24 protein-coding genes are annotated in these 25,956 nt (G+C 71.0%); 12 read left to right on the top strand and 12 right to left on the bottom strand.

Features of this window, described 5'->3' with window-relative positions; all coding sequences use genetic code 11:
- The first annotated feature begins 73 nt into the window (after positions 1-73).
- The 3 genes from ACFQU3_RS17205 (at position 74) to ACFQU3_RS17195 (ending at position 3,313) form a co-directional block, all read left to right on the top strand.
- Positions 74-1,384 (top strand): ABC transporter substrate-binding protein, encoded by a 1,311-nt coding sequence (locus ACFQU3_RS17205; RefSeq protein ID WP_385911960.1) that lies wholly within the window; start codon positions 74-76, stop codon positions 1,382-1,384.
- 103 nt (positions 1,385-1,487) lie between these two features.
- The gene (locus ACFQU3_RS17200) at positions 1,488-2,393 is read left to right on the top strand and encodes a carbohydrate ABC transporter permease (RefSeq protein WP_385911958.1); all 906 of its coding nucleotides are present in this window, start codon (positions 1,488-1,490) and stop codon (positions 2,391-2,393) included.
- Complete coding sequence (locus ACFQU3_RS17195; protein WP_385911956.1) at positions 2,390-3,313, top strand: carbohydrate ABC transporter permease; 924 nt, start codon at positions 2,390-2,392, stop codon at positions 3,311-3,313. Before ACFQU3_RS17200 ends, ACFQU3_RS17195 begins: the two co-directional genes overlap by 4 nt.
- Positions 3,314-3,321: 8 nt before the next feature.
- On the opposite strand, the gene ACFQU3_RS17190 is transcribed toward ACFQU3_RS17195, so the two are convergent.
- Together ACFQU3_RS17190 and ACFQU3_RS17185 are read right to left on the bottom strand one after the other, a co-directional pair.
- Complete coding sequence (locus ACFQU3_RS17190) at positions 3,322-4,176, bottom strand: ABC transporter permease (RefSeq protein ID WP_385911954.1); 855 nt, start codon at positions 4,174-4,176, stop codon at positions 3,322-3,324.
- A complete protein-coding gene (locus ACFQU3_RS17185; protein ID WP_385911952.1) occupies positions 4,173-5,219 on the bottom strand; it encodes an ATP-binding cassette domain-containing protein in 1,047 nt (348 codons plus the stop codon). Before ACFQU3_RS17185 ends, ACFQU3_RS17190 begins: the two co-directional genes overlap by 4 nt.
- A 223-nt stretch (positions 5,220-5,442) precedes the next feature.
- On the opposite strand from ACFQU3_RS17185, the gene ACFQU3_RS17180 reads away from it, so the two are divergent.
- The gene (locus ACFQU3_RS17180) at positions 5,443-5,874 is read left to right on the top strand and encodes a helix-turn-helix domain-containing protein (protein WP_385911950.1); all 432 of its coding nucleotides are present in this window, start codon (positions 5,443-5,445) and stop codon (positions 5,872-5,874) included.
- 91 nt (positions 5,875-5,965) lie between these two features.
- Positions 5,966-8,257 carry an ATP-binding protein gene (locus ACFQU3_RS17175; protein WP_385911949.1) on the top strand — a complete coding sequence of 764 codons (2,292 nt, stop codon included), beginning with the start codon at positions 5,966-5,968 and terminating at the stop codon, positions 8,255-8,257.
- Between the two features lie 33 nt (positions 8,258-8,290).
- Here the strand turns inward: ACFQU3_RS17175 and ACFQU3_RS17170 are convergent, their stop codons facing one another.
- Both ACFQU3_RS17170 and ACFQU3_RS17165 read right to left on the bottom strand, forming a co-directional pair.
- A complete protein-coding gene (locus ACFQU3_RS17170) occupies positions 8,291-8,902 on the bottom strand; it encodes a ClpP family protease (protein ID WP_385911947.1) in 612 nt (203 codons plus the stop codon).
- Entirely contained in the window at positions 8,899-9,507 is a 609-nt protein-coding gene (locus ACFQU3_RS17165; protein ID WP_385911945.1) for an ATP-dependent Clp protease proteolytic subunit, read from the bottom strand. The genes ACFQU3_RS17170 and ACFQU3_RS17165 overlap by 4 nt, the downstream gene beginning before the upstream one ends.
- 139 nt (positions 9,508-9,646) lie before the next feature.
- On the opposite strand from ACFQU3_RS17165, the gene ACFQU3_RS17160 reads away from it, so the two are divergent.
- Entirely contained in the window at positions 9,647-10,192 is a 546-nt protein-coding gene (locus ACFQU3_RS17160; RefSeq protein ID WP_385911943.1) for a DinB family protein, read from the top strand.
- A gap of 11 nt (positions 10,193-10,203) precedes the next feature.
- Here the strand turns inward: ACFQU3_RS17160 and ACFQU3_RS17155 are convergent, their stop codons facing one another.
- Together ACFQU3_RS17155 and aztD are read right to left on the bottom strand one after the other, a co-directional pair.
- Positions 10,204-11,355 (bottom strand): glycosyltransferase 87 family protein, encoded by a 1,152-nt coding sequence (locus tag ACFQU3_RS17155; protein WP_385911941.1) that lies wholly within the window; start codon positions 11,353-11,355, stop codon positions 10,204-10,206.
- Between the two features lie 280 nt (positions 11,356-11,635).
- On the bottom strand, positions 11,636-12,868 hold the full coding sequence (gene aztD / locus ACFQU3_RS17150) for a zinc metallochaperone AztD (RefSeq protein ID WP_385911939.1): 1,233 nt from the start codon (positions 12,866-12,868) through the stop codon (positions 11,636-11,638).
- Positions 12,869-13,031: 163 nt separating this feature from the next.
- Here aztD and ACFQU3_RS17145 point away from each other — a divergent pair, with 163 nt between their 5' ends.
- From ACFQU3_RS17145 to ACFQU3_RS17120, 6 genes are all read left to right on the top strand, one after another.
- Entirely contained in the window at positions 13,032-14,678 is a 1,647-nt protein-coding gene (locus ACFQU3_RS17145; protein WP_385911937.1) for an FAD-binding dehydrogenase, read from the top strand.
- A 152-nt stretch (positions 14,679-14,830) separates the two neighbouring features.
- Positions 14,831-15,373, top strand: a complete 543-nt coding sequence (locus tag ACFQU3_RS17140) for an Hsp20/alpha crystallin family protein (protein WP_385911935.1) — start codon at positions 14,831-14,833, stop codon at positions 15,371-15,373.
- Between the two features lie 142 nt (positions 15,374-15,515).
- Positions 15,516-16,427 (top strand): alpha/beta hydrolase, encoded by a 912-nt coding sequence (locus tag ACFQU3_RS17135; protein WP_385911933.1) that lies wholly within the window; start codon positions 15,516-15,518, stop codon positions 16,425-16,427.
- A 19-nt stretch (positions 16,428-16,446) separates the two neighbouring features.
- Positions 16,447-17,208: an IclR family transcriptional regulator gene (locus ACFQU3_RS17130; RefSeq protein ID WP_385911931.1), complete on the top strand. Its 762-nt coding sequence runs from the start codon at positions 16,447-16,449 to the stop codon at positions 17,206-17,208.
- 63 nt (positions 17,209-17,271) lie between these two features.
- A complete protein-coding gene (locus ACFQU3_RS17125) occupies positions 17,272-18,363 on the top strand; it encodes a Rieske 2Fe-2S domain-containing protein (RefSeq protein ID WP_385911929.1) in 1,092 nt (363 codons plus the stop codon).
- On the top strand, positions 18,360-19,364 hold the full coding sequence (locus ACFQU3_RS17120; protein WP_385911927.1) for a PDR/VanB family oxidoreductase: 1,005 nt from the start codon (positions 18,360-18,362) through the stop codon (positions 19,362-19,364). Before ACFQU3_RS17125 ends, ACFQU3_RS17120 begins: the two co-directional genes overlap by 4 nt.
- Before the next feature lie 18 nt (positions 19,365-19,382).
- Here the strand turns inward: ACFQU3_RS17120 and ACFQU3_RS17115 are convergent, their stop codons facing one another.
- The 6 genes from ACFQU3_RS17115 to ACFQU3_RS17090 all read right to left on the bottom strand — a co-directional run bounded on the left by ACFQU3_RS17115 (position 19,383) and on the right by ACFQU3_RS17090 (position 25,955).
- Positions 19,383-19,670, bottom strand: coding sequence for a DUF2218 domain-containing protein (locus tag ACFQU3_RS17115; protein ID WP_385911925.1), 288 nt, complete (start codon positions 19,668-19,670; stop codon positions 19,383-19,385).
- A 47-nt stretch (positions 19,671-19,717) separates the two neighbouring features.
- The gene (locus ACFQU3_RS17110; RefSeq protein ID WP_385912727.1) at positions 19,718-20,554 is read right to left on the bottom strand and encodes an amidohydrolase family protein; all 837 of its coding nucleotides are present in this window, start codon (positions 20,552-20,554) and stop codon (positions 19,718-19,720) included.
- Positions 20,555-20,624: 70 nt separating this feature from the next.
- A complete protein-coding gene (locus tag ACFQU3_RS17105) occupies positions 20,625-21,569 on the bottom strand; it encodes a 3-hydroxyacyl-CoA dehydrogenase NAD-binding domain-containing protein (protein WP_385911923.1) in 945 nt (314 codons plus the stop codon).
- The gene (locus ACFQU3_RS17100) at positions 21,566-23,554 is read right to left on the bottom strand and encodes an acetoacetate--CoA ligase (RefSeq protein ID WP_385911921.1); all 1,989 of its coding nucleotides are present in this window, start codon (positions 23,552-23,554) and stop codon (positions 21,566-21,568) included. Before ACFQU3_RS17100 ends, ACFQU3_RS17105 begins: the two co-directional genes overlap by 4 nt.
- Positions 23,551-24,405 carry a crotonase/enoyl-CoA hydratase family protein gene (locus ACFQU3_RS17095; protein WP_385911919.1) on the bottom strand — a complete coding sequence of 285 codons (855 nt, stop codon included), beginning with the start codon at positions 24,403-24,405 and terminating at the stop codon, positions 23,551-23,553. Before ACFQU3_RS17095 ends, ACFQU3_RS17100 begins: the two co-directional genes overlap by 4 nt.
- Positions 24,402-25,955 (bottom strand): long-chain fatty acid--CoA ligase, encoded by a 1,554-nt coding sequence (locus ACFQU3_RS17090; protein ID WP_385911917.1) that lies wholly within the window; start codon positions 25,953-25,955, stop codon positions 24,402-24,404. The genes ACFQU3_RS17095 and ACFQU3_RS17090 overlap by 4 nt, the downstream gene beginning before the upstream one ends.
- Position 25,956 lies beyond the last annotated feature (1 nt).

The raw sequence follows: 25,956 nt of genomic DNA, 5'->3' as shown, positions 1-25,956 counted from the left end.
AGGGACCGGCACCAGAACCGAGCGTCCTGCCACCAAACCCGGGACAGGACGACGGAACCAACAAGGAGGATCAATGCGCAACAGGTCTGTTGCAACACTGGCGGTGGCGGGGGTCGCGGCCGTCGCGCTCGCCGCCTGCGGGTCGTCGTCGGACAACACCGCGCCGGCCGGTGGCGGGACCTCGTCGCTGGCGACGACCGCGGGAGGCGCCGGTGGCGACGTCGGCGTGTTCACGTGGTGGGCGGCCGGGTCGGAGAAGAAGGGCCTCGACGCGCTCGAGGCCCTCTTCAAGGAGAAGTTCCCGAACGACAAGTTCGTCAACCTCGCCGTCGCCGGTGGCGCCGGGTCCAACGCGAAGGCCAAGCTCGCGTCCGACCTGCAGAACAACCAGCCGCCGGACTCGTTCCAGGGCCACGCCGGTGCCGAGCTCGCCGACTACATCGACGCGGAGCAGATCGAGCCCGTCAACGACGTCATCACGGCGCTCGGTGGCGAGTCGGTCTTCCCGAAGAGCCTGCTCGATCTGCTGACCGTCGAGGGAAGCATCTACTCGGTCCCGTCCAACATCCACCGCGCCAACGTCGTGTGGGCCAACACCGCGGTGCTCAAGAAGGCCGGAATCAACGCCGTCCCGAAGGACATCAAGGCGTGGATGGCCGACATGGACAAGGTCAAGGCCTCCGGCGTCTCGACGCCGCTGTCGGTCTCGGGCACGTGGACGCAGGTGCAGCTGTTCGAGACCGTCCTCGTCGCCGACCTGGGCGTCGACAAGTACAACGGTCTGTTCACGGGCGACACGAAGTGGGACTCCGCCGAGGTCAAGGCCGCGGCGGCCGACTACAAGAAGCTGCTGACGTATGCCAACACGGCATCCGACGGTGACGACTGGCCGGTCGCGACCGACATGGTCATCGACGGCAAGGCCGCCTACAACGTCATGGGTGACTGGGCCGTCGCGCAGTTCACCGACAAGGGCAAGAAGGAGCAGACCGACTACCAGTACTTCCCGGTGCCGGGCACCGACGGGGTCTTCGACTTCCTCGCCGACTCCTTCACGCTCCCCAAGGGCGCGAAGAACCCGGGCGGCACCAAGGACTGGCTCATGCTCATCGGCTCGGCCGAGGGGCAGAAGGCCTTCAACCTGGCCAAGGGCTCGATCCCGGCCCGCACCGACGTGCCGCCGACCGACTTCCCGCCCTACCAGCAGTCCGCGATGGAGGCGTTCAAGACGAACAAGATCGTCTCCTCGATCGCGCACGGCGCGGCCGTCTCGCTCGCGTGGAACGCTGACATCAGCACCGCGATCAGCAAGTTCTACTCGAGCAAGGACGACGCCACCCTCGTGAGCGACCTCGCCGCCGCCGCGAAGAAGTACCTGGGCTGACGCCCCGACGACAGGGACGTGTGCCGCCGGGCCGGTCCGGCGGCATACGGCCCGGTCCGGCTCTCGAAACCAGCTCCACCCCTGCTCTCCACAAGGACCCAACATGCGCAAGACCAAGGACTGGCTGCCGGGACTCCTCCTCGTCGTGCCGTCGATCATCCTCGTCGGGGTCTTCGTCTACTGGCTCATCTTCCGCAACATCTCCACGTCCGTGGACCGCACCGTCACCCGGGCATCCAAGCGCGTGACGAACCCCGGCGGGCTGGAGAACTACACCAAGCTGCTCGGAAGCGACGACTACCAGCACGCCCTGTTCAACCTGCTCGTCCTCACCGTCGTCTTCGTCGCCGGAACGATGTTCTTCGGTCTGCTCTGGGCGGTCCTGCTCGAGAAGGGCGTCAACGCCGAGGGGTTGTTCCGCTCGGTCTACCTGCTGCCCATGGCGATCTCGTTCATCGCGGCAGGCATCGTGTGGCGCTGGCTGCTCTCCCCCGGCAAGGGCGAGCAGGCCGTCGGCCTCAACCAGCTGCTCGCGATGGTCGGACTCGAACGCTTCCAGAGCGCCTGGTGGCAGTCGCCGAGCATGTTCTCCATGGCTGCCATGGCGATACCCGCCATCTGGCAGCTGTCCGGCTACGTCATGGCGCTGTTCCTCGCCGGCTTCCGCGGCATCAGCGAGGACCAGCGCGAGGCCGCCCGGATCGACGGCGCGAGCGACCGGCAGATCTACCGCCACGTCCTGTTCCCGCAGCTGTCGCCGATCGCCCTGTCCGCGCTCATCATCATCGGCCACATGTCGATGAAGATGTTCGACCTCATCTATGCCATCGCCGGTCAGAACTCGTACAAGGCCTCCGTGCCCGCGACGATGATGTGGACCCAGATGTTCCAGCAGAACAACCCGACCGCGGCCGCCGTCAACGCCACGATCCTGCTGGTCCTCGTCGCCCTCGTCGTCGTGCCCTACCTCATGTACACGAACAAGACGGAGAAGGAGACGCGCGGATGACCGCCACGACGAACGAGGTTGTCCCGGTCACCGCGGACGACGTCATCCCCCCGCGCGCCTCGACCGGCCGAGCCCCGGGCACCGAGGGCACCGTCGCGGGACGCACCGTGCGCTACGCGCTGCTGGTGATCTTCCTGCTGATGATCCTGCTGCCGCTCTACGTGCTCCTCGTGACGAGCTTCAAGCGCAGCGCAGACGTCACGGCGAGCCAGGCGTGGACACCGCCGTCGGTCTTCTCGCTGAGCGGCTGGACGGCTGCCTGGGACGCCCTGTCGCCGCCGCTCTTCCGCTCGCTCATCCTCGCCACGTCGGTGGCGGTGCTGTCCTCGTTCCTCGGGTCGATCAACGGGTTCGTCTTCAGCAAGTGGCGTTTCCCGGGCGCGACGACGATCTTCACGCTCTTCCTCTTCGGGATGTTCATCCCCTACCAGGCCGTCATGATCCCGCTGCAGGGGATGCTCCTCGACGTCCAGGCAACGCCTGGCTTCTCGTGGTTCGACGGCATCGCCAAGCTCATCGCCGTGCACGTCATCTTCGGCATCCCGATCTGCACGCTCATCTTCCGCAACTACTACGCGACCGCGCTGCCGACCGAGATCCTCGAGGCAGCGAAGGTCGACGGGGCGGGACTGCTGCGGACCTTCCGCTCGATCGTCCTGCCGATCTCGGCGCCCGGCTTCGTCGTGACGATGATCTGGCAGTTCACGTCGGCGTGGAACGACTTCCTCTTCGCGCTGTTCCTCACCAACCGCAACACCGGACCGGTCACCTACGCGCTCAACGAGCTCGCAGGCGGCCAGAACCCCGACTATCCGCAGATCATGGCCGGGGTGCTCCTCGCGTCGCTGCCGACCCTGCTCGTCTACATCCTGCTCGGCCGGTACTTCATCGGTGGCCTCATGAGCGGCTCCGTGAAGTAGGCCGCCGGTCAGTCGGTCGTGCGGCGGTTGAAGGCGCGGATCGACAGCGGCGCGAGGACGGCCGTGAGCAGGACCGACCAGAGCACGGTCGACAGCACCGGGTGGTGCAGCGGCAGTGCCGAGTCGGGCGCGAGCGGCACGGTGTTGCCCCACAGCTCACGCATGGCCCGGACCAGTGAGCTGATCGGGTTCCACTCGGCGATGGTGCGCAGCCAGGCGGGGCTCATGTTGGCGGCCGGGGCGAACGTGTCGGCCAGGAACGTCAGGGGGAATACTGCCGTGAACATGACGCCCTGGACGGCCTCGGCCGACTTGAGCCTCGACCCCGCAAGGATGCCGAACCACATCATCGCGAACCCGAAGAGGAGCAGCAGGGCGAACCCGAGCACGGCCTTGCCGAAGCCGTTGTGGATGCGCCAGCCGATGAGCAGGCCGGTCACCGCCATGACGACGATGCCGATGCTCGAGTGGATGAGGCTCGAGATGCTCCGGCCGATGAGGACCGACGCGCGTGAGATCGGCAGCGACCGGAAGCGGTCGATGATGCCCTTGTTGAGGTCGTTCGTCAGGCCGATGGCCACGACGAAGCACGAGAACGCCATCGTCTGGGCCATGATGCCCGGCAGCAGCCACTCGCGGTAGTTGACCCCGGCGTTGATGGACCCGCCGAAGACGTACGCGAAGAGGACGACGAACATGATCGGCTGGAACGTGACGTCGGCGAGCATCTCCGGCATGCGACGGATGTGCTTGATGTTGCGCCAGACGTGCGTGCGCACCTGCTTCCACAGGCCGGGGGGCTCGATGGTGAGCCGGGCGCTCCTGGCCGTGGCGACGTCCTGACGCACTGTCGTGTCGCTCATCGCCGGTCTCCCTTCGGGTCGGACTCGGTGTCGTCGGCGACCTCGTCGGCGACCTCCTCGGTCGCCTCCTCCGCGCGTCGGCCGGTGAGGTGGAGGAAGACGTCGTCGAGGCTGGGCCGCTTGAGACCGAGGTCGTCCAGGACGATCTCGGAGCCGTCGAAGACGCTCGCGATGCGCGTCACGTCGGCGAGCCCGTCGGCCGGGGCCGTGAGCTGCCGGGCGCCCTCGTCGACGTGGACCTCCCGGACGTGCGAGGCGAGCAGGCCGCGCGCCGCCTCGAGCTGGTCGGCGTGAGACACCGTGACGACGAGCGCGGCCTTGCCGGACTGGTCCTTGAGCTCGAGCGGGGTACCCTCGGCGATGATCCGACCGTGGTCGATGACGACGATGCGGTCGGCGAGCTGGTCGGCCTCCTCGAGGTACTGCGTCGTGAGCAGCAGGGTCGTGCCGTCGGCGACGAGCGCGCGGAGCACCTCCCAGAGCTCGACGCGGCTGCGCGGGTCGAGGCCGGTCGTCGGCTCGTCGAGGAAGAGCACGCGCGGTGCGGCGATGAGGCTCACGGCGAGGTCGAGCCGGCGGCGCATGCCGCCGGAGTACTCCTTGACGACCTTGTCGCCGGCGTCCGTGAGTGAGAACCGCTCGAGCAGCTCGTCGGAGGCGGACCGGATCTGCGTCCTGCTGAGGCCGTAGAGCGACCCCATCAGCTGGATGTTCTCGCGCCCGGTGAGGAACTCGTCGACGGTCGCCGCCTGGCCGGTCAGGCCCATGCTGCGGCGCACGGCCTCCGGGTCGGTCCGGACGTCGTGGCTGGCGACACGGGCCGTGCCGCTCGTCGGGGTGCTCAAGGTCGTCATCATGCGGACCGTCGTCGTCTTGCCCGCGCCGTTGGGGCCGAGCAGACCGAGGACCGAGCCCTGCGGAACGGAGAAGGAGACGTCGTCGACCGCGGTCATGTCGCCGAATCGTTTGACGAGGTGCTCGGCCTCGATGGCCGGCCCCGTCGACCGTTCGCGCGCAGCGCGCGCGTCGGTGGTGATGGTCATGGTGAGGGCTCCCCTGATGGAGTGGTGCGTGTGAGTTGCGTGCGTCTACCAGCGTAGGCGCCTTCACCGACAGCCTCGACGATCATGTAAACGCCGTCAACATGTTTGCCGGGGCCCCCGCCACGCGAGTTCGCCCACGGCGTACGGCCCGACGCCGCTCGCATCGGGCGTCCGTGACCGCCGCGTGCGACGCTGGGGAGACGACCCGAGATCGGAGAGCGCCATGACCCAGATCGCACCGCGGACCCACCCGACCGCCCGCCTTCCGCTCCTGCGCGAGGTCTACGGCCGGCTGCTGCGCGGCCTGCGCACCCGCCAGGGCCGCACGCTCGCCGAGGTCGCCGCCCGCGCCGGCATCTCGGTCGCCTACCTCTCCGAGGTCGAGCGCGGCCTCAAGGAGCCGTCGTCGGAGGTGCTCGAGGCGATCTGCATCGCGCTCGGGTCGAGCATCACCGGCCTCGTCGGCGCCGCGCACCGCGAGCTGCGCGACCTCACGTCGGACGGCGCGACGGGCGGCCGCGTCCTCGACCTCACGTCCCGGGTCGGCTCGAGCATCGCGACGCCGGCCGAGGGGGCTGCCCCGACGGGCACGCTAGCCGGACCGGCCCGCGACGCCGGCGTCGGCACCACGGTCGAGGTGCTGCTCGCGGCCTGAGCCGCCGGCGAACCAGCACCCACCGGCGCGCCCGGCGACTAGTGTTCCGGATATGGGGCACGCCCTGCGGGGTCTGGACGCCGGTCGTTCGGTGGCACTGAGCAGCTTCGTCGGCCGTGGGCGTGACGTGGCCGAGGTCAGACGGTTGCTCTCGACCTCGCGCCTGGTGACCCTGACCGGTCCCGGCGGCGTGGGCAAGACCCGGCTCGCGCTCGAGGTGGCGAACGCCGTCCGCCGGCTGTTCCCCGATGGCATGGTCGTGGTCGAGCTGGACCAGGTGAGCGATCCGGCGCTCGTCGTGAACGCGGTCGCCGTCTCGGTCGGCCTCCGCGAGCAGGCCGGTCGCGCACCGCTCGAGATGCTGACCGACTACCTGGCCTCGCGGCAGCTGTTGCTCGTGCTGGACAACTCCGAGCACGTCATCGACGCGATCGCCGGGCTCGCCGACGCGCTTCTCCAGGCCTGCCCGCACCTGCGGATCCTGGCCACGAGCCGCGAGTGGCTGGGCATCTCGGGCGAGGTCATCATGCCGGTGCCACCGCTGGGGCTGCCCGACGCCGACCAGCCCGAGAGCGGCGACCTGCTGCAGTACGGCGCCGTGCAGCTCTTCGTCGACCGGGCCACCGCCGTGCTGTCCGACTACGACCTCACCGAGGGCAACCGGTTCGAGGTTGCCGAGATCTGCCGACGACTCGACGGTCTGCCTCTGGCGATCGAGCTCGCCGCGGCACGCCTGCGCGCGCTGTCCGAGAAGGAGGTGCTCGCCAGGTTGTCCGACCACCTCCACCTGTTGAGCGCCCCACCACGCAGCCATGCGCCGAGCCGGCAGCGGACGCTGCGCTCCTGCATCGAGTGGAGCCACGGCCTGTGTTCGGCCCGGGAACAGCTCCTCTGGGCGCGTCTCTCGGTGTTCGTCGGGGGCTTCGAGCTCGACACCGCGGAAGAGGTCTGTGCCGGCGACGGGCTCGCCGCGGCCGACGTGCTGCAGACGGTCTCCTCCCTGATCGACAAGTCGATCCTCGTCGCAGAACGGCACGCCGAGGTGATGCGCTACCGGATGCTGGACACGATCCGGGAGTTCGGACGCGAACGGCTCCAGGAGACCGGCGAGCTGCCCCGTCTCCGCCGCGGTCACCGGGACGCCTACCTGCGGCTGGTGGAGCGCGCCGACGCGGACTGGGTGAGCCCACGACAGGTCGGGTGGTTCGCGAGGCTGGACCGGGAGCATGCCAACATCCAGGCTGCCGTCGACTACTCCCTCACGGAGCCAGGCGAGGTCGACGCAGCGATGCGGATGCTGACCGGCCTCTTCCACTTCTACTGGTGGGGCCGGGGCTGGGCCCGGGAAGGGCGCCTGTGGCTCTCCCGGGCGCTCGACAAGCCGAGTCCGCCGTCCGCCGCCCGCGCTCGAGCCCTGCTCACCGACGCCTCACTGGCCCTCGCGGACGGGGAGTTCGACGTCGGCCGGCAACGGCTCGAGGCAGCCAGGGCCATTCTCACCACGGTGAGCGACGCGGGGAGCGCCGCCTTCGCCTGGTGGGTGGATGGGTCGGTCGGCTTGTACACGAGCGACCTCCCTGCGGCGACGGCCGCGTTCGAGAGGGGTCTCGGGCTGCTCGAGCCCGGTCGCGAGCTGACCGTGCGCCTCGACCTGCTGCTGTCCTACGCGTCAGCCCTCGCGCTGCTGGGTGACGCGGAACGCGCCACCTGGTGCCACGACGAGTTCCTGCGCATCACCGAGCCTGCCGACGAGTCGTTCCACCGTTCGTACGCGCTGTGGACGTTCGGTCTGTTCGTGATGCAACAGGGAGATCTGCCGCGGGCCGTGGCGCTGATCCAGCAGAGCATCGACCTGCGCCGAACCATCCGCGACCTCACCGGGCTCGGCTGGTCGCAGGAGTCCCTGGCCTGGGCGGAGTCCGCCCTCGGTCACCACGAACGTGCGGCGACGCTGCTGGGTGCGGCCGACCGCCTCTGGGAGATCATGGGCCGCCCCCTTCGCACGTACCAGCACCTGTACCCGTCCCACGAGGCCTGCGTGCGCAGTGCGGAGGAGCAGCTCGGCACCACGCCCTTCGAGGCGGCGTTCGAGCGCGGGCGTGCGCTCAGCATCGACGAGGGCATCGCGTATGCGCTCGGCGAGTACCCGGCCCCGGCAGCGCCCCCGGTGCCGGAGGCAGATACCACGCTCACGGCTCGGGAGCGCGAGACCGCAGAGCTGATCGCAGAGGGGCTGAGCAACCGGCAGATCGCGACTCGTCTGTCGATCTCCGTGCGGACCGTCGAGACCCATGCCCAGCACATCCTGACCAAGCTCGGCTTCCGCTCTCGGTCGCAGATCGCCTCCTGGGTGGTTCGACAGCGTCCCACCGGTCAGGGATGACAGCGGACCGACGCAAGCGGAGCATCGGCAGGCTCAGCCTTCGGGCCGCTCGGCCTCCGACGCGCGCTCGATGACCTGGTCGACGATGCCGAACTCGACGGCCTGCTCGGCGGTCAGCACCTTGTCCCGGTCGGTGTCGAGGCGCAGCTGCTCGATGCTGCGTCCCGTGTGCCGGCTCAGCACCTCCTCGACCTGTGACCGCACGCGCAGCAGCTCGTCGGCCTGGAGCGCGAGGTCGCTCACCGTGCCCTGCCCGCCGGCCGAGGGTTGGTGGAGCAGCACGCGCGAGTGGCGCAGGGCGAAGCGGCGCCCCGACTCGCCGGCCGCGAGCAGCACCGCCGCGGCCGAGGCGGCCTGCCCGAGGCAGTACGTCGCGACAGGCGCCTGGACGAACTGCATCGTGTCGTAGATCGCCATCAGCGCCGTGAACGAGCCGCCGGGACTGTTGACGTACAGGGAGACCTCGCGATCGGGGGCCACGTCGGCGAGATGGAGCAGCTGCGCCATGACGACGTTCGCCACACCGTCGTCGATCTCCGTGCCCACGAAGATGATCCGCTCCTGGAGCAACCGGCTGTAGATGTCGAAGCTGCGCTCGCCGGCCGGAGTCCGCTCGATGACGTAGGGGATCGTGTAGCTGCTCACCGCAGACCCACCTTCCGCTCGACGCCGACCGGGCGGACGTCGGCGAGAGAGCTGACCACGTGGTCGACGATGCCGTACGCCTCCGCCTCCTCCGCGCTGAACCAGCGGTCGCGTTCGCTGTCCCGCGTGATCTGCTCGACGGTCTGGCCGGTGTGCTCCGCCTGGAGCTCGTTGACCCGACGCTTGACCACCTTGAGGTTGTTGGCCTGCACCTCGACGTCGGCGGCCGTGCCCTGGATGCCCGCCGACGGCTGGTGCATCATGATCCGCGCGTTGGGCAGGGCGAAGCGCTTGCCGGGGGTGCCCGCCCCGAGCAGGAACTGACCCATGGAGGCCGCGAATCCCACTGCGAGAGTGGACACGTCGTTCGGGATGACCCGCATCGTGTCGTAGATGGCGAGCCCGGCCGTGACGGAGCCGCCCGGGCTGTTGACGTAGAGGCTGATGTCGGCGCGTGGGTCGCGCGCCGAGAGCAGGAGCAGCTGGGCAGTGATCCGGTTGGCGATCGGGTCGTCCACCTCCGCCCCGAGGACGATGATCCGCTGGTGGAGCAGCTGCATCGACAGCTGGTCGTCCAGCGGTGCTGGTGTGAGGATGTCGGTCATGGACCCAGCGTGCCCGGGGGGGTGTCTACTGGGGATCCAACTCTGCTGCAGGCTGATTCGCCCTCGGCGTAGGCGGCCCGGTGACGTCGCGGCGGAAACCGGATGGCGCGTGGGCCGCGGCGCGACCACGATGGCACGCATGGCCGGACAGACGTACCCCGACATGTGGGTGGACCCCGAGGACGACCCCCGCTCGCAGGACGCCGTCCTCGGCGACGAGCGCGCGACGCTTCTCGACTACCTCCGCAGCTACCGCCTCACCCTCGAGATGAAGTGCTCCGGCCTGACGGCGGAGCAGCTGGCGATGCGCTCCGTGCCGCCCTCGACGATGTCGTTGCTCGGGCTCGTGCGCCACCTCGCCCACGTCGAGCAGAGCTGGTTCCGGCGCGTCATGGCCGGCGAGGACGTGCCGTACCTCTACCGCACCGACGACAGGGACGCCGACTTCAACGGCGCCGTCGGTGACGACGTGGTCGTGGCCGAGGCGTGGGAGCGCTGGCGCGAGGAGGTGGCCAACGCGGAGGCGTTCGTCGACCGCGCCGAGTCGCTCGACCTCATGAGCCTCGACCCGAGGAACCCGATCAACCTGCGCGAGGTCCTGGTCCACATGATCGAGGAGTATGCGCGGCACTGCGGGCACGCCGACCTGCTGCGCGAGTGCATCGACGGCAGGACCGGGCAGTAGCCGATCCCTCGCTATGGCGCCGGCGCGATGTCCCTGGGGCGAGCCGACAGCCCGGCTCGGGACACGAGGGCGACCGTGGCCCACACCGAGAGCGCGAGGGCGGCGAGGAGGTAGGCGTTGCCGACGAGGTGCTCGAACGGACTCCAGCCGTACTCGAGACTCCGACCCCAGGGGGGCCAGAGCACGGGACGGGTCACGAACACCGCGGTCCACGCGGCGGCCGCCCACCGGCTGCGCTCCCACAGGGCCAGCGCGATCGGCACCGCCCACACCCAGTGGTGCGACCACGAGATCGGCGACGCGACCAGCATGGCCACCGCCGCCAGGCACGTGCCGAGCACGTGGTCGCCGCGGCGCCACCAGGCTCTCGCCACGAGCAGGATGGCGACGCAGAGGGGCACCGCGAGCGCGAGCCACAGCAGGGTCGGCGGTCGGCCTTCGAGCAGCCGGGTCAGCGCGCCGTGCACCGACTGGTTGTGGGCCAAGGCCGGTGGCCCGATGCGGCCGGCGTCGACGAGGCCATCGGTCCAGTACCTCGTGGCCCAGCCCGGCGCCGCGACGAACCCGACCGCGACCGTGCCGGCGAAGGCCAGGATCGCTCGGCCCGCAGTCGCACGCCGCCCGACCAGCACGAGCAGCGCGACGAGAACCAAGGGGGTCAGCTTCACGCCGGCCGCCAGCCCCAGCAGCACACCGGACCAGCGCCGGCCCGGCAAGAGCAGGTCGACGAGCACCGCCACCATGACGAACGCGTTGACCTGTCCGAAGACGAGGTTCTGCCACACCGGCTCCATGGCGAGCGCACCGCCGGTGAGGAGCGCGACCAGCCACCCCGGGGCGGGCCGGTCCAGTGCGCGACGCACGAGCACGACGACCGCCGCGAGCGCGCCCACCGACGCCCCGGTCCAGAGCGCGGCGGCGAGCCACGCCGGCATCAGCGCCAGCGGCACCATGACGAACGCGGCGAACGGCGGGTAGGTGAACGACAGCCCGGTCACCGGGTCGCTGGACCCGAGAGCCGGCAGCCCCTCGAGCACCCTGCGACCCGCGTGCTGGTACACGTACAGGTCCGTGAAGCCGCCGTGCAGCCCACCTGCGACGACCGCGGCGACGACCAGGACCAGCACCGGGACCGGGCCGTCGAGCAGGCGGGAGCGCCTCACCGGACCATGAGCCAGCGGAGGGAGTCGATCCGGTCGGTCCGGCCGCGCTCCCTGCTGGACACGGTCGGTGGTGGGGTCAGGGCGACCGGCGTCATCCGGGGCCAGCACCATCGCATCGTAACCAGCGCGCAAGCCCGAGCCAGCCGCGACGCAGCCGGCCCGTCCTGCTGGCACCGTCGCGGTCCGCACGACCATCCGCCCGTGGCTGGATCGTTGCGGCAATCGTCTGTCATTCGCCACAACCATCCACCCATGGGTGGAGCGCTGCGTCGGCGAGCGGTCAGCCGTTGACGCCGGCGATCTCGTTGGGGACGCCGGGGAGCGTGCCGCGGCCGACGACGCGGCCGCTCGCCAGGTCGACCGCGACGAGCCCGGATGCCGTCGGGTCGGTGACGTAGGCGCGGTCGCCCACGACCCGCACCGCCGGTCGCGGGTCCTGCCACTCGAGCGGCTCGCTCCACGGCCGGACGACGGGGATCGACCGCGTCGTGCGCCCGGTGCCGGGGTCGATGACGCGCAGCCGCCCGTCGGTGCCGAGGAGGAGCGCCTCGCCGCCCGGCCCGCGCTCGAGGCTGCGGAAGGAGTAGCTGGCCCCGACCTCGACGAGGCGCAGGCGGCCCGTCGCCGTGTCCGTGAGCGAGATGCGGGTCGGGCGTTCGAGCTTCGCGTCACGGTCGACCTTGTAGTCGCCGAGGACGACGGGAGACGCCTCGGAGCCGGCCTGGTTGCCGATGCGGCCGTACGCGTCCGGGCTCGCCACCTTGGTGAAGGCGCCGTCCCGGAAGACGAGGATGCCGTCCTCGCAGCCGAGCGTGACTGCGTGGCCGGCGGCGACGGCCTCGCCGTGAAGCCCGGGGCACGCGTCGGTGCGGGCCACCTCACGGCCGGAGACGTCGCGCGCGACGGCGCCGGTGCGCGCCTCGTCGTCGCCGAGGCTGTGCACGAGGGTCGCGTCCGGCAGCTGGACGGCCACGCCGTGGTGCGGCTCCGGCGTCCGGTGGCGCACGACCGAGGGTGCGCTCGACGTCGCGAGCTTCGCCGGGTCGAGCACCTGGATCTCACCGGTGCCGTCGGCGAAGAGCACGGTGCGGCCGCCGTGGACGACGACGTGACCCGGGTGCGAGCCGGCGAAGGCCGCCCCCGTGAACCGCGGCGCCGTGGTGAAGGAGTGACCGTGGTCGCCGTGCGGCTCGGTCCACGCACCGAGGTCGAGGACGCGCCAGGCATCGCCCGAGGTGACGAGCACGTGGCGGCCGTCCCCCGCGGAGTTGAGCCGCACGAAACCCGTCGTCGGCAGGTCGGCGAGGACCTTCAGCGTGCGTGCGTCGAGGACAGCCACCCCGCTCGCATGGCTCACGGCGAGGCGCGGGCTCGGGCCCTGCGCCTGCGCCGTCGGAGCCGGTGAGGACGGAGTGCTGGTCGGCGCCGCCGCTCCGGGGGACGCCGGTGTGGCGCAGGCAGTCAGGGCTCCGGCGAGGAGCGGAAGGAGGAGGGACATCGTTCGGCGAGTCATGCGAGAATGATTCTCATTACATCTTCTTGCTGTCAACTCGGCCACGGTGGTTGACCCGTGCGGTCGTGACCTAGAGGCTGGGCGAGCACCGCGGGCACCTCAGCGGGCACGTCAGCGGGCACCACTGCGGACAACACTGCGGGCACGCCGAGGAAAGGGACCCATGGAAGCCGACGTCGTCGTCGTTGGAGCCGGTCTGGCCGGTCTCGTCGCCACCGCCGAGCTCGCGGACCGCGGCAAGCGCGTCGTCCTCGTCGACCAGGAGGGCGAGCAGTCCCTCGGCGGCCAGGCGTTCTGGAGCTTCGGCGGGCTCTTCCTCGTCGACAGCCCCGAGCAGCGCCGCATGGGCATCAAGGACAGCCTCGAGCTCGCGACCCAGGACTGGATGGGCTCGGCACAGTTCGACCGCGACGAGGACTTCTGGCCCCGCAAGTGGGCCGAGGCGTACCTCCACTTCGCGGCGGGCGAGAAGCGATCGTGGCTGCACGAGCAGGGACACCGGCTCTTCCCCGTCGTCGGCTGGGCCGAGCGCGGCGACGGCCGCGCGGACGGCCACGGCAACTCGGTGCCGCGCTTCCACGTCACGTGGGGCACGGGCCCGGGTCTCGTCGAGCCCTTCGAGCGACGGGTCCGCGCCGGTGTCGACGCCGGACGGGTCACCCTCGCCCTGCGCCACCGCGTCGACGAGCTCGTGACGTCCGGCGGAGGCGTCACCGGCGTGCGCGGCACCGTGCTTGCACCGGACGCCGTCGAGCGCGGAAAGCCCAGCAACCGCAACGGGATCGGCGACTTCGAGATCGCCGCCCAGGCCGTGGTCGTCACGAGCGGCGGCATCGGAGGGAACCACGACCTCGTCCGCAAGGCCTGGCCGGAGCGGCTCGGCACCCCGCCCGCCCGCATGGTCGCCGGCGTCCCCGCTCACGTCGACGGGCGAATGCTCGTGATCACGGAGCACGCGGGCGGCCACGTCATCAACCCCGACCGCATGTGGCACTACACCGAGGGCCTGCGCAACTGGGACCCCGTCTGGGACAACCACGGCATCCGCATCCTCCCCGGCCCCTCGTCGCTGTGGCTCGACGCGCGCGGCCGCCGCTTCCCGGCCCCCTACTTCCCGGGCTTCGACACGCTGGGCACGCTCGGGCACATCATGCGCAGCGGTCACGACTACTCGTGGTTCGTGCTGACGCAGCGCATCATCGAGAAGGAGTTCGCCCTGTCGGGCTCGGAGCAGAACCCCGACCTCACCGGCAAGGACGTCAGGCAGGTGCTGGGCCGCGTCCGCAAGGGAGCCCCGGGTCCCGTCGAGGCGTTCAAGGAGCACGGCGAGGACTTCGTCGTCGCCGACTCCCTCGACGAGCTCGTCAGGGGCATGAACGCGCTGACCGGCGACGGGCTCATCGAGCTCGAGTCGCTGCGCCGCACGATCGTCGCCCGTGACAACGAGATCGACAACGACTTCACCAAGGACGCCCAGATCACGGCCATCCGAGGCGCGCGGAACTACCGCGGCGACAAGCTGATCCGCGTCGCGACCCCGCACAAGCTGCTCGACCCGAAGGCCGGCCCACTCATCGCCGTGCGCCTCAACATCCTCACCCGCAAGACGCTGGGCGGGCTGGAGACCGACCTCGCCGGACGGGTCCTGCGACCCGGCGGCGAGCCCCTGCCCGGTGTGTACGCCGCCGGCGAGGTCAGCGGCTTCGGCGGGGGCGGCATGCACGGCTACAACTCGCTCGAGGGGACCTTCCTCGGAGGCTGCCTGTTCAGCGGGCGCACCGCCGGTCGCTCGGTCGCCGCGGCGCTCTGACGACCCTCGCTAGGACGTCGGTCGTGCACGCTTGACGACACCGATGTCCTCGTCTAAAACTGGGAACACAGCACGAAGTTGAGCGGCTACCACTCAAGAAAGGTCCGTCGGGGCCGATCAGATCGGCCTCACCGTTCATCCCAGGAGTAACCATGAGCACCAGCACCTTCGACCCGTTCCGCGGCCTCGACCGCACGTTCGACCGGCTCTTCAACGACAGCCTGCGCGGCACGACGGGCAACGCGATCATGCCGATGGACCTCTACCGGTCCGGCGAGAGCTTCGTCGCCCACATCGACCTGCCGGGCGTCGACCCGGGCAGCATCGACATCGACGTCGAGGACCGCACCCTCACCGTGCGCGCAGAGCGCACCGGCCCCGAGGAAGAGGGAGCCCAGTGGCTCTCGCGCGAGCGGCCCACGGGCACCTTCGCGCGCCAGCTCTCGCTCGGGCGCGGCCTCGCCCTCGACCGCATCGAGGCCGACTACCGCGACGGCGTCCTCTCCCTGAAGATCCCGGTCGCCGAGGAGGCGAAGCCGCGCAAGATCTCGGTCTCGCACGCCGGCTCGCACCAGGCCATCGGGTCCAGCTCCGACAAGAGCTCCGGCAACGGCTCCGACTCGGGCTCCGACGCGAGCTCCGGCACCGGGTCCGACACCGGCTCCGACGAGGCGCAGCGGCACGCGGCGGTCTGAGCCGCCGAGTCGAGGGTGGCCGGGGCAGCCGGTGGCTGCCCCGGCACCTCGCGCCCGCGAGGAGGCCTCCCGGGGGCTACCCGGAGCTCGTCCTGTGCGCTAAGCTCATCGTCAGGATTCCTGAACGTTTGAGGAGCGTGCGATGGGCACCATGGATGCCGTCACGGTCAGAGCCATGCAGGCGCTGTCCTTCCTGATGCAGAAGCCGCCGCGGGGGCTCCGTTTCGAGGAGATCCCGAAGCGCGTGACGAAGATCCGGGTGCCCACCTCGGTCGGGGACGTCTCCTGCACGATCTACCGGCCACCCGTCTGGTCCCCGTTGCCGCCCCCGGTGTACGTCAACTTCCACGGGGGCGGCTTCGTGTTCCGCCATCCCGAGGCCGACGACCACATCTGCCGCTACATCGCGGCGCACGCGCACTGCGTGGTCGTGAACGTCGACTACGACGTGGCGCCGCAGCGAGCCTTCCCGGTGGCGGCCACCCAGGCGTACGACGTCACCGTGTGGGTGACCCGGCATGGTGAGGCGCAGGGCTGGGACGGGTCGCGGGTCACGGTCGGCGGCCACAGCGCCGGAGGCAACCTCGCCGCCGGGGTGTGCCTGTCCGCGCGCGACCGGGGCGAGCCGAGCCCCCTGCTGCAGATCCTCGACTACCCGCCACTGGACCTGACGGTCGACCCCGGCGACAAGCGGGCCCGCACCGACAAGCCGTTGCTCACTCCTGGCATGGGGCGCCTCTTCGACTCGTCGTACGTGCCGGACGCCTCCCGTCGCGCCGACCCGCTGGTCTCCCCGTTGCTCGCCGACGACCTCACCGGGCTCGCCCCGGCCCTCGTCATCACCGCGGAGTACGACATCCTGCGTGACGAGGGCGACGCGTACGCGCGTGCCCTGGCTGCTGCCGGCGTACCCGTGACGCATCGCATGGTCGAAGGCGTCGACCACGCCTTCACCCACCGCGGCCCGGTCGAGCCGGCGCTCGAGACGATCGCGCTCATGGCCACGTCACTGTCGGCGGCCTTCGTCTCGAGCGCGTCCCGCCCTCGGGCGTGACGGGCATACGGGGGCGGCCATGTCGCTGACCAACCGCACGCTCGACGTGCTGGCCGCGTTCACCCCAGACCACCCGACCCGCACTCTGCAGGAGGTCAGCCGGGAGAGCGGTCTGCCCCTCACCACCACGCACCGCATCGTCAGCGACCTCGTCTCCTGGGGTGCGCTGGAGCGCACACCTGCCGGTCGTATCCAGGTGGGGCTGCGGCTGTGGGAGGTCGCCTCGCTCGCCCCGCGCGGCCTCGGCCTGCGCGAGGTCGCGCTGCCGTACATGGAGGATCTCTTCGTCGCCACCGCGGAGAACGTCCAGCTCGCCGTGCGGGAGCAGACCGAAGCGGTGTTCATCGAGCGCCTGACGGGACGCCGGTCGGTCACCGTGCTCACGAGGGTCGGTGACCGGTTCGCCCTGCACGCGACGGGCGTCGGTCTTGCACTTCTCGCCCACGCCCCGTCCGACGTGCGCGAGCAGGTGCTCGCCCGCCCCTTGCGCACGTGGACCGCACACACCATCGGCGACCCGGACCAGCTGCGCGCCGTGCTCGCCGACGTGCGTCGGACGGGCGTCGCCGTCAGCGACCGCCAGGTCACCCTCGACGCCGTGTCGGTCGCGTGCCCGATCCACGACGCGAACGACGACGTCGTCGCCGCGCTCTCCGTCGTGGCCCGCCACGGCACCGTCTCACCCCTCGCGCTCGCTCCGGCCCTGCGGGCCGCGAGCCGTGGCATCTCCCGCGCGCTGGGCGCGCCGACGCCGGACTTCCGTCAGGCGGAAACGGCGTAGTCGGGACCCCGCAGCCAGCACGATCCTGCAGGGGCCAGCAGCCCCAGCGAACCAGAGTCGACGATGACCACCCTGCAGCCCGAGCGGACCGTCACCGCCACGATCTTCCCCCACCCTCTCAACGCCTGGTATGCCGCCGGATGGGATCACGAGGTCACGACCAGGGGCGTCCTGGGGCGGACCGTCGCCGGCAAGCCGCTCGCGCTCTACCGCACGTCGGACGGTCGGACGGTCGCCCTGGCCGATGCCTGCTGGCACCGTCTGGCGCCGCTGTCGATGGGTCGGCTCGTCGGGAACGACGAGATCCAGTGCCCGTACCACGGGCTGCGCTACGACTCCGCGGGCCGCTGCACCCAGATGCCGGCCCAGGAGACGGTGAACCCCAGCGCGATGGTGCCCTCCTACCCGACGGTCGAGCGCTACCGCTACGTCTGGGTCTGGCTCGGTGACCCGACGCTCGCGGACCCGGCGAAGCTGCCGGACATGCACCAGATGGACCACCCCGACTGGGCCGGTGACGGCCTCACGATCGAGGCGAGGTGCAACTACCAGCTCGTCCTCGACAACCTCATGGACCTCACGCACGAGGAGTTCGTGCACGGCAGCACCATCGGGCAGGCCGAGCTCAGCGAGTCGGAGTTCCACACCCGCCGCGAGGACGACGGCAGCGTGACCGTCGAGCGGTGGATGCGCGACGTGGAGCCGCCACCGTTCTGGCTGGGGAACATGCGCGACAGGTTCCCCGGCTTCACCGGGCGCGTGGACCGCTGGCAGATCATCCACTACTACGCGCCGTCCACCATCTGCATCGACGTGGGTGTCGCAAAGGCGGGCACCGGGGCGCCGCAGGGCGACCGCTCCCAGGGTGTCAACGGCTACGTGATGAACACGATCACCCCCGAGACCGACCGCACCAGCCACTACTTCTGGGCGTTCATGCGCAACTACCGCCTCGACAGCCAGCTCATCACAACCAGGCTGCGGGACGGGGTGCAGGGCGTGTTCGCCGAGGACGAGGCGATGCTGACCGCACAGCAGGCGGCCATCGACGCGAACCCCGGGCACGAGTTCTACAGCCTCAACATCGACGCGGGCGGCATGTGGGTCCGCCGCATCCTCGACCGGATGCTCGAGGCCGAGCAGGCCCGCCGATGAGCACGCACGGCCAGCCGGCCTGGAGCGAGAGCCGCGTCGTGGAGTCGCGCCCGGTCGCCTCGGGGGTCCGGCGGATCACCGTCGAGCGGCCCGGGAGCGTGCGCGCTGCGCCCGGCGCGCACCTCGACGTCCGGGTGCGGCTGGGCGAGGCCATGGCGACCCGGTCGTACTCGATCGTCGAGTCGAACACCGACGGGAGCCGGCTCACCATCAGCGTCCAGCGGGCCGCGGCCTCGAGAGGTGGCTCGGTCTTCATGCACGGGCTCGAGGTGGGCGACACGATCGAGACGACCCAGCCCCTGCAGAACTTCCACCTGCGCATCGGCGCACCGCGTTACGTGCTGCTCGCCGGCGGTATCGGGGTGACCGCGGTCATCGAGATGGCCCGGGTGCTGAGGTCGCTCGGTGCCGACTACGACCTCGTGTACGTGGGGCGGAGCCGTCACGTCATGGCATACGCGGACCTGCTGGCCGACCTGCACGGCGAGCGGCTGGCCCTGCACGTGGACGACGAGGGCACGCCGCTCGACGTCGACCGGCTCGTCGACGCCGTCGCGGGCCACGACCTGGCCGGCGGCACCGAGCTGTACATGTGCGGCCCCATCAGGTTGATGGACGCCGTACGCCGCACCTGGGCCGCAACGGCCCTGCCACCGACGAACCTGCGCTACGAGACCTTCGGCAACAGTGGGTGGTTCGCACCCGAGCCGTTCGTCGTCCGGCTGCCCCAGCTCGGCATCGAGACGACGGTCGGCACGGGCACCACATTGCTCGACGCCCTCACCGCCGCGGGCGCCGACCTCATGTACGACTGTCGCAAGGGTGAGTGCGGGCTGTGCGTGGTCGACGTGGATGTGGCGGGCGGACGCATCGACCACCGGGACGTCTTCCTCAGCACTGCCCAGCAGCAACGCGGGGAGCGCCTCTGCCTGTGCGTGTCGCGGGCCGTCGCCGAGCCCGGCGCTTCGGCACCGGCCGTCCTCGACGTCAGGCTGCCATAGCGGCCTCGCCGGGCTGCCTCAGCCGGCGGCCCAGACGAGGTCGAGCTCGTCACGTTGCCCGAAGCGCTCGAGGTGCTCCTTGACCACCTGGGCGAACCGGTCGGGGTCGGCGTCGTCGGGCACCGAGACCTCGACCTCGAGGGCGCCCTCGACCGGGCGCAGCACGATCACCTGCCCGGTCTCCCAACGCAGCACCGTGGCTCCGTCCTCGTCGCCGGCCGGACCACGCCGCGCCCAGTGGCTGGCCAGCTGCTTGGCGTAGCGCTCGGGGCGGTCGGTGGCCATGGCGCCTGTCCTGGTCTGCATTCCCTGATCCTGCCTGCTGCGTCTGTGAACGGGGCGGGGGTCCCCGGCTACGTGAGCCCGAGGAGGCGGGCCGCGTTCTCCTTGAGGATCAGCGGTTTCGCCTCGTCCTTGACCGGCAGGTCGTCGAACGCCGCCATCCAGCGGTCTGGCGTCAGCACCGGGAAGTCCGAGCCGAACAGCACCTTGGTGCGCAGGAGGGTGCTCATCTGGCGGACCAGCTGCGGCGGGAAGTACCTCGGCAGCCATCCGGACAGGTCGATGTGGACGTTGGACTTGTGGGTGGCGATGGCGATGGCCGCGTCCGCCCACGGCACGCCCGGGTGCGCCATGACGATGGGCAGGTCGGGGAAGTCGGCGGCCACGTCGTCGATGAGCATGGGGTCGGAGTAGCGCAGCTTGATCCCACGCCCTCCGGGGAGCCCCGCGCCGATCCCGGTCTGCCCGGTGTGGAAGAGCACGACGGCACCGAGCTCGGAGAGCGTCTCGTAGAGCGGGTAGTGCGACTCGTCGTTGGGCGAGAACGCCTGCAGGCTCGGATGCAGCTTGATGCCGCGGACGCCGTACTCGGTGACGAGCTTGCGTGCCCGCGCGACGGCATCGGCGCCCGCACGCGGGTCGACCGACCCGAACGGGATGAGCACGTCGTTGTTGCGGGCGGCGCCCTCGGCGATCTCCTCGCTCGAGAGCGCCGGGTGGCCGGTCGCCGAGCCCGCGTCGACGGTGAAGACGACGGCGGCCATCGAGCGCTCGCGGTAGTGCGCCGCGATGTCGTCGAGCGTCGGCGTGCGCAGCTGGTCGGCCTTGAAGTACGCCGCCGAGGCGCCCATCAGCTCGTCGTCGAGCGAGAGGTGCCCGTGGCTGTCGGCCTCGACGTGGGTGTGCATGTCGATGGCGACGACCGCGTCGAGGTCGATGGCCGGCTCGTACCTGGTGGTCACGGAGTCTCCTGTGAGGTCACGGCAGGGCGTCGGCCCTGGCCTTGGCGGCGAGCAGGTCGACGAGCAGCGCGTCGCGCTGGGCGGCCAGCCTCACCATGTCGATGCCGTCGAGCTCGTCGTCGACGCCGGCGACGAGCGCGTCGGCGAGGTCGGGCGTGAGCTGCGGCGCCCCGAGGTCGTCCATCAGCGTCTGGGTCGGTGGCCCGAGGTGCTCGAGCACGTGGGCCAGCCCGCCGTCGCCACCGGACAGGTGCTGGTTCGCGAGAGGTCCGAGCAGCGCCCAGCGCAGGCCCGGGCCGTGCGAGATCGCGGTGTCGAGGTCGGTGACGGTCGCGACGCCGCGCTCGACCAGCGAGTAGGCCTCGCGCCACAGGGCGGCCTGCAGCCGGTTCGCGAGATGGCCGGGGACCTCGTGGTGCACGTGGACCGGACGCTTGCCGACTCGGGTGTAGTACGCCATCGCCGCCTCGACGACGGCGGCCGGGGTGCCCGGGTGGCCGACGACCTCCACGAGCGGGATGAGGTACACGGGGTTGAAGGGGTGGCCGACGACGACGCGCTCCGGGTGCCGGTGGCACATCGCGGCGAGGCGGCTCGGCAGCATGCTCGACGAGCTGCTCGCGATGACGACGTCCGGCGGCGCGAGCCGATCGAGCTCTGCGAAGAGCTCGGCCTTCACGTCCTCGCGCTCGGGTCCGTTCTCCTGCACGAAGTCGGCGCCGGCCACCGCCGTGCCCAGGTCGGCGGTGAACGTCAGCCGGTGCCGCCAGCCGCTGGTCTCCAGCCCCAGCCGCGCGAGCATCGGCAGCGCGTGCTCGACGTCCCGGAGCAGGCGCTCCTCGGCGTCCGGCGCGGGATCCGTGACGCTGACGTCGAGCCCGTGCGCGAGCAGGTGGGCGGCCCAGGCGTTGCCGATGACTCCGGCCCCCACGACGGCGACCCGATGGACGTCGGACCTCATGGCCGCTCCCCCGCGCGTCGCGCCCGGGCATGCTCGACGAACGCGTCGAGGGCGAACGGGTCGGCGAGGGAGTCCGTCGTGGCGACCTCGCTCAGCGCACCACCCTGCAGGAGCCGCTTCACCGGCAGCTCGAGCTTCTTGCCGGTGCGGTTGTGCGGCACGGCCGGTACGGCGATGACGGTGTCGGGCACGTGCCGCGGTGACAGCGCCGCGCGCAGCGTGCGCCCGATCGCGGCCCGCAGCACGTCGTCGAGGTCGATGCCCCGCGCGGGCACGACGTAGAGGATCAGCTCGCCGTTGCCACCCGCCGGGTCCTCGAGGTGGACCACGAGGCTGTCGTCGACCTCGGGCATCTCCTCCACGACGCGGTAGAACTCAGCGGTGCCCAGCCGCACGCCGCCACGGTTCAAGGTGGCGTCGGAGCGCCCGGCGATGACACAGGAGCCGCTCTCGCCGAAGCGGACCCAGTCCCCGTGTCGCCAGACGCCCGGGAAGACGTCGAAGTACGTCGATCGGTAGCGGGCACCGTCGTCGTCACCCCAGAACGCCACGGGCATGGACGGCATCGGTGCCGTGATCACCAGCTCACCGAGCGAGCCGACCACCGGCCGCCCGTCGGGGTCGAACGCCTGCGCACGCACGCCCAGACAGGAACCCGAGATCTCACCGGCCCAGACGGGCTGCAGCGGGCTGCCCTGCACGATGCCGGAGCAGACGTCCGTGCCACCCGACCCGACGTTGAGCAGGACGTCGGGGCCGAAGCTCTCGCGCACCCACGCATAGCCCTCGACCGGCAGTGGGCTTCCCGCCGCACCGATCTGCCGGACCCGCGACAAGTCGTGGTCACGGGCCGGGCGCAGGCCCTCCTTGCGGCTGGCCATGAGGAACCCGGGGCTGGCTCCCATCAGCGTGGCGCCGGTCTCCGCCGCGAGCCGCCACTGGTGGTCGAGGTCGGGGAACATCGGGTTGCCGTCGATCATGACGATCGACGCGCGCACGAGCAGTGCCGAGATGAGGGCGTTCCACATCATCCAGGCGGTCGTCGTGAACCACAGCAGGCGGTCGCCCGGCCCGAGGTCCCAGCTCAGCGCGTGGTTCTTGAGGTGCTCGAGCAGGATGCCGCCGTGCCCGTGGACGATCGCCTTCGGCCTGCCCGTCGTGCCCGACGAGAACAGCACGTAGAGCGGGTGGTCGAAGGCCACCGTCTCGAACGCGAGCGGCACGCCCTCGCCGTCGTCGAGGAGGTCCGGCCACGCGACGGTGTCAGGGAGGTCGCCCCCGCCGTACGGGACCTGGACGACGTGCTCGACGGTCGGCAGGCCGGCGCGGATCTCGGCGACCTCGGCCGTGCGGTCGACGTCCTTGGTGCCGAACCGGTAGCCGGCCACGACGAGCAGCACCTTCGGCTCCACCTGGGCGAACCGGTCGACGACGCTGCGAGCGCCGAACTCCGGGGCGCAGCTCGACCAGATCGCGCCGAGGCTGGCGGTGGCGAGGAACGCGACCAGCGTCTCGGGGACGTTCGGCAGGTATGCCGCCACGCGGTCTCCGCGCCCGACGCCGAGTCGCACGAGCCCCGCCCGGGCCCGCGCCACCTCGAGGCGGAGGTCACCGAAGGTCATCTCGACGCGGTCGCGGGTCTGTGAGTACGCGACCACGGCGACCTCGTCGTCACGCGAGGTGTCGGCGAGCAGGTGCCGGGCGTAGTTGACCTTCGCCCCCTCGAACCAGCGGGCGCCCGGCATCGCGTCGGACCCGAGGACCCTGCGGTAGGGGGCGTCCGACTCGACCTCGAAGTGCTCCCAGACCGCCGCCCAGAACCCCTCGAGGTCGTTGACGGACCAGGTCCAGAGCTCGTCCCAGTCCTCGAACCGCAGCCCGCGGCTGCGCTCGACGAAGCGCACGAACGCGCCGATGCGGGTGGTGTCACGCCAGTCGGGTGCCGGCGACCAGATGACCTGGCCCGCCCGGGTATGGGCGCTCACCGGCCGCCCTCGCCGGTTCGGCCGACCTTGGCGGCGCGGCCGTCGAGGAATGCGCTCATCCTGGACTTCGCCTCGTCGCTGCCCCCGGCGACGGCAGCCATGAGGGCCTCGAGCAGGTAGCCCTGGCTCGGGCTCGACTCGGCGATGCGCGGAAGGGCTTGCAGCACAGCGAAGTTCGTCACAGGCGCATTGCTCGCGATCTTTGCTGCCAGCTCGAGTGCCTTGGCGAGGCCCTCACCCTCGCCGACAAGGTAGTGCGAGAGGCCGATGGCGTGACCGTCCGAAGCGTCGTACACGCGCCCGGTGAGCATCATGTCGGCCATGCGGTTCACGCCGATCAGCCGGGGCACCCGCACGGAGGCCCCACCGCCGACGAACAGTCCGCGCTGGCCCTCGGGCAGGGCGTAGAACGCCGACGGCTCGGCCACTCTGATGTGCGTCGAGCTGGCGAGCTCGAGCCCTCCGCCGATCACGGCTCCGCGCAGGACCGCGACGACGGGGACGTTCCCCTGCTCGAGGCGGCCGAACGCGCGGTGCCACATCATCGAGTGGTCGAGGCCCTCGAGGGTGTCCCGTTCGGTCAGCTCGGCCAGGTCGAGGCCCGCCGAGAAGTGGTCGCCCTCGGCGTCGAGCACGACGGCCCGTGCCCACGCGGGCGGTGCCGCGAAGAACGTCTCGATCCCGAGAACGGTGGCGTCGTCGAGGGCATTGCGCTTGGCCGGCCGGGACAGCCGCAGCACGCCTACCGCGCCGTGCCGCTCGAGCACGAGCGAGGACGGCAGCACGGCCTGCAGGTGGGAGTCGGCGTCTGCGCCGGGGCCGGGGCCGGTGGTTGCATCGGTCACGGTCATCGGGTCTCCTCGTGGGGCGTACGGGCGGCGCGCTCCCGCAGGTCGACGCGCCTGATCTTGCCGGTCGCGTTGCGAGGCAGCGCGTCGACGAACCGGATGTGCTTGGGGATCTTGAAGCGGGCGAGGTTGGCCTCGAAGTGCGCACGCAGCTGGTCCTCGGTCACGGTCGCGCCCGGCACGGTCTCGACGAACGCGACGCCGACCTCGCCCCAGGAGTCGTCGGCCAACGCGACGACCGCCGCGGACCGGATGCCGGCAAGGGTGACCGCGACGGCTTCGACCTCGGCGGGGTAGATGTTCTCGCCGCCGGAGATGATGACGTCCTTGACCCGGTCCACGACGTACGCCCAGTCGTCGTCGTCCGCCCGGACGATGTCGCCGGTGCGGAACCACCGGTCGTCGACCACGTTGGCCTGTGTCTCCTCGGGGTGGTCCCAGTACCCGGCGAAGACGTTCGGACCCCGCACGAGCAGCTCGAGCCCGGGCCCGTCGTGCGGCACCGGCCCGACCGTGCCGTCGCCCTCGAGCGCGGCGACGTCGGTGAAGAAGTGCGGGACACCGACCGATACCGGTCGCGTGGCCGCGCCGTCGTGCAGCGCCATGTAGATGCCCGGTGCAGCCTCGGTCATGCCGTAGCCCTGCAGCACGCGGACGCCGCGGTCGAGCCAGGCGCGGGCGACCCACTCGTTGACGGACGAGCCGCCGTAGACGACGTGGCGCAATGAGCTCAGGTCGGCGTCGGGCCAGGCCGGGTCCTCCGCCATCAGCTGCAGCATCGTCGGCACGGCGGAGAAGCTGGTGATGCCGTGCTGCCCGACGAGCCGCAGCACGGTCGCCGCGTCGAACTTGTCGAGCACGTCGACGCTGCCGCCCTTGAAGAGCGTGGGCAGCGTGACCTGGCCGAGGCCCACGGCGTGGAACAGGGGTGCGATGCACAGGGCGCGGTCGCTGCTCACGGTGTCGAAGTGGGCGAGCTGGTTGACGGTGTTCCACGTGAGGTTGCCGTGGGTGAGCGTCGCGGCCTTCGGCCGGCCCGTCGTGCCGGACGTGTAGAGCAGCAGGGCTGGGTCGGCGAGGGTCACGTCGACCTGCGGCTCGAGCGGTGCCACGGTCGGCAGGAGCGCGTCGACGTCGGCCGCCCCGACGGTCATGACGGCGGAGAGCTCCGGGTCGCTGGAGAGGCGAGCGGCGACCGCATCGACGCCGTTGCCGACGACGAGGATGCCGGCCCCGCAGTCCTGGAGCAGGTATGCCAGCTCGGGTGCCGCCAACCGCGTGTTGAGCGGCACGAACACCGCGCCGAGGAGCCCGCTGGCGAAGAACGTCTCGAACGTCGCGAGGTCGTTGGTGCCCAGGAAGGCGACCCGGTCGCCGGACTCGACCCCCATCTGCCTCAGCGCTGTCGCGAGTCGGCCCGCCCGGTCGGCCAGCTGCGTGTAGCTGAGGGCGCGGTCGCCCTGGCGCAGAGCGGTGGCGTGCGGCGACATCCGGGCGCGCCGCCACGGCCAGCTCCCCACACCCTGGTTGCCGCTGGGCTGCAGCGCGGTCAAG

The sequence above is a fragment of the Terrabacter sp. GCM10028922 genome, from assembly GCF_042666095.1.
Taxonomy (GTDB): domain Bacteria; phylum Actinomycetota; class Actinomycetes; order Actinomycetales; family Dermatophilaceae; genus Terrabacter.
This window is presented reverse-complemented; position numbering and strand designations above follow the sequence as displayed.

Excerpts from the sequence above, each read along its gene's own strand:
- ACFQU3_RS17200 (WP_385911958.1), top strand. The coding sequence starts at position 1,488 with ATGCGCAAGACCAAGGACTGGCTGCCGGGACTCCTCCTCGTCGTGCCG.
- ACFQU3_RS17195 (WP_385911956.1), top strand. The coding sequence starts at position 2,390 with ATGACCGCCACGACGAACGAGGTTGTCCCGGTCACCGCGGACGACGTC.
- ACFQU3_RS17180 (WP_385911950.1), top strand. The coding sequence starts at position 5,443 with ATGACCCAGATCGCACCGCGGACCCACCCGACCGCCCGCCTTCCGCTC.
- ACFQU3_RS17130 (WP_385911931.1), top strand. The coding sequence starts at position 16,447 with ATGTCGCTGACCAACCGCACGCTCGACGTGCTGGCCGCGTTCACCCCA.
- aztD (WP_385911939.1), bottom strand. The coding sequence starts at position 12,868 with ATGACTCGCCGAACGATGTCCCTCCTCCTTCCGCTCCTCGCCGGAGCC.
- ACFQU3_RS17190 (WP_385911954.1), bottom strand. The coding sequence starts at position 4,176 with ATGAGCGACACGACAGTGCGTCAGGACGTCGCCACGGCCAGGAGCGCC.
- ACFQU3_RS17185 (WP_385911952.1), bottom strand. The coding sequence starts at position 5,219 with ATGACCATCACCACCGACGCGCGCGCTGCGCGCGAACGGTCGACGGGG.
- ACFQU3_RS17160 (WP_385911943.1), top strand. The coding sequence starts at position 9,647 with ATGGCCGGACAGACGTACCCCGACATGTGGGTGGACCCCGAGGACGAC.
- ACFQU3_RS17205 (WP_385911960.1), top strand. The coding sequence starts at position 74 with ATGCGCAACAGGTCTGTTGCAACACTGGCGGTGGCGGGGGTCGCGGCC.
- ACFQU3_RS17165 (WP_385911945.1), bottom strand. The coding sequence starts at position 9,507 with ATGACCGACATCCTCACACCAGCACCGCTGGACGACCAGCTGTCGATG.
- ACFQU3_RS17115 (WP_385911925.1), bottom strand. The coding sequence starts at position 19,670 with ATGCAGACCAGGACAGGCGCCATGGCCACCGACCGCCCCGAGCGCTAC.
- ACFQU3_RS17135 (WP_385911933.1), top strand. The coding sequence starts at position 15,516 with ATGGGCACCATGGATGCCGTCACGGTCAGAGCCATGCAGGCGCTGTCC.
- ACFQU3_RS17095 (WP_385911919.1), bottom strand. The coding sequence starts at position 24,405 with ATGACCGTGACCGATGCAACCACCGGCCCCGGCCCCGGCGCAGACGCC.
- ACFQU3_RS17140 (WP_385911935.1), top strand. The coding sequence starts at position 14,831 with ATGAGCACCAGCACCTTCGACCCGTTCCGCGGCCTCGACCGCACGTTC.
- ACFQU3_RS17145 (WP_385911937.1), top strand. The coding sequence starts at position 13,032 with ATGGAAGCCGACGTCGTCGTCGTTGGAGCCGGTCTGGCCGGTCTCGTC.
- ACFQU3_RS17105 (WP_385911923.1), bottom strand. The coding sequence starts at position 21,569 with ATGAGGTCCGACGTCCATCGGGTCGCCGTCGTGGGGGCCGGAGTCATC.
- ACFQU3_RS17125 (WP_385911929.1), top strand. The coding sequence starts at position 17,272 with ATGACCACCCTGCAGCCCGAGCGGACCGTCACCGCCACGATCTTCCCC.
- ACFQU3_RS17110 (WP_385912727.1), bottom strand. The coding sequence starts at position 20,554 with ATGCACACCCACGTCGAGGCCGACAGCCACGGGCACCTCTCGCTCGAC.
- ACFQU3_RS17120 (WP_385911927.1), top strand. The coding sequence starts at position 18,360 with ATGAGCACGCACGGCCAGCCGGCCTGGAGCGAGAGCCGCGTCGTGGAG.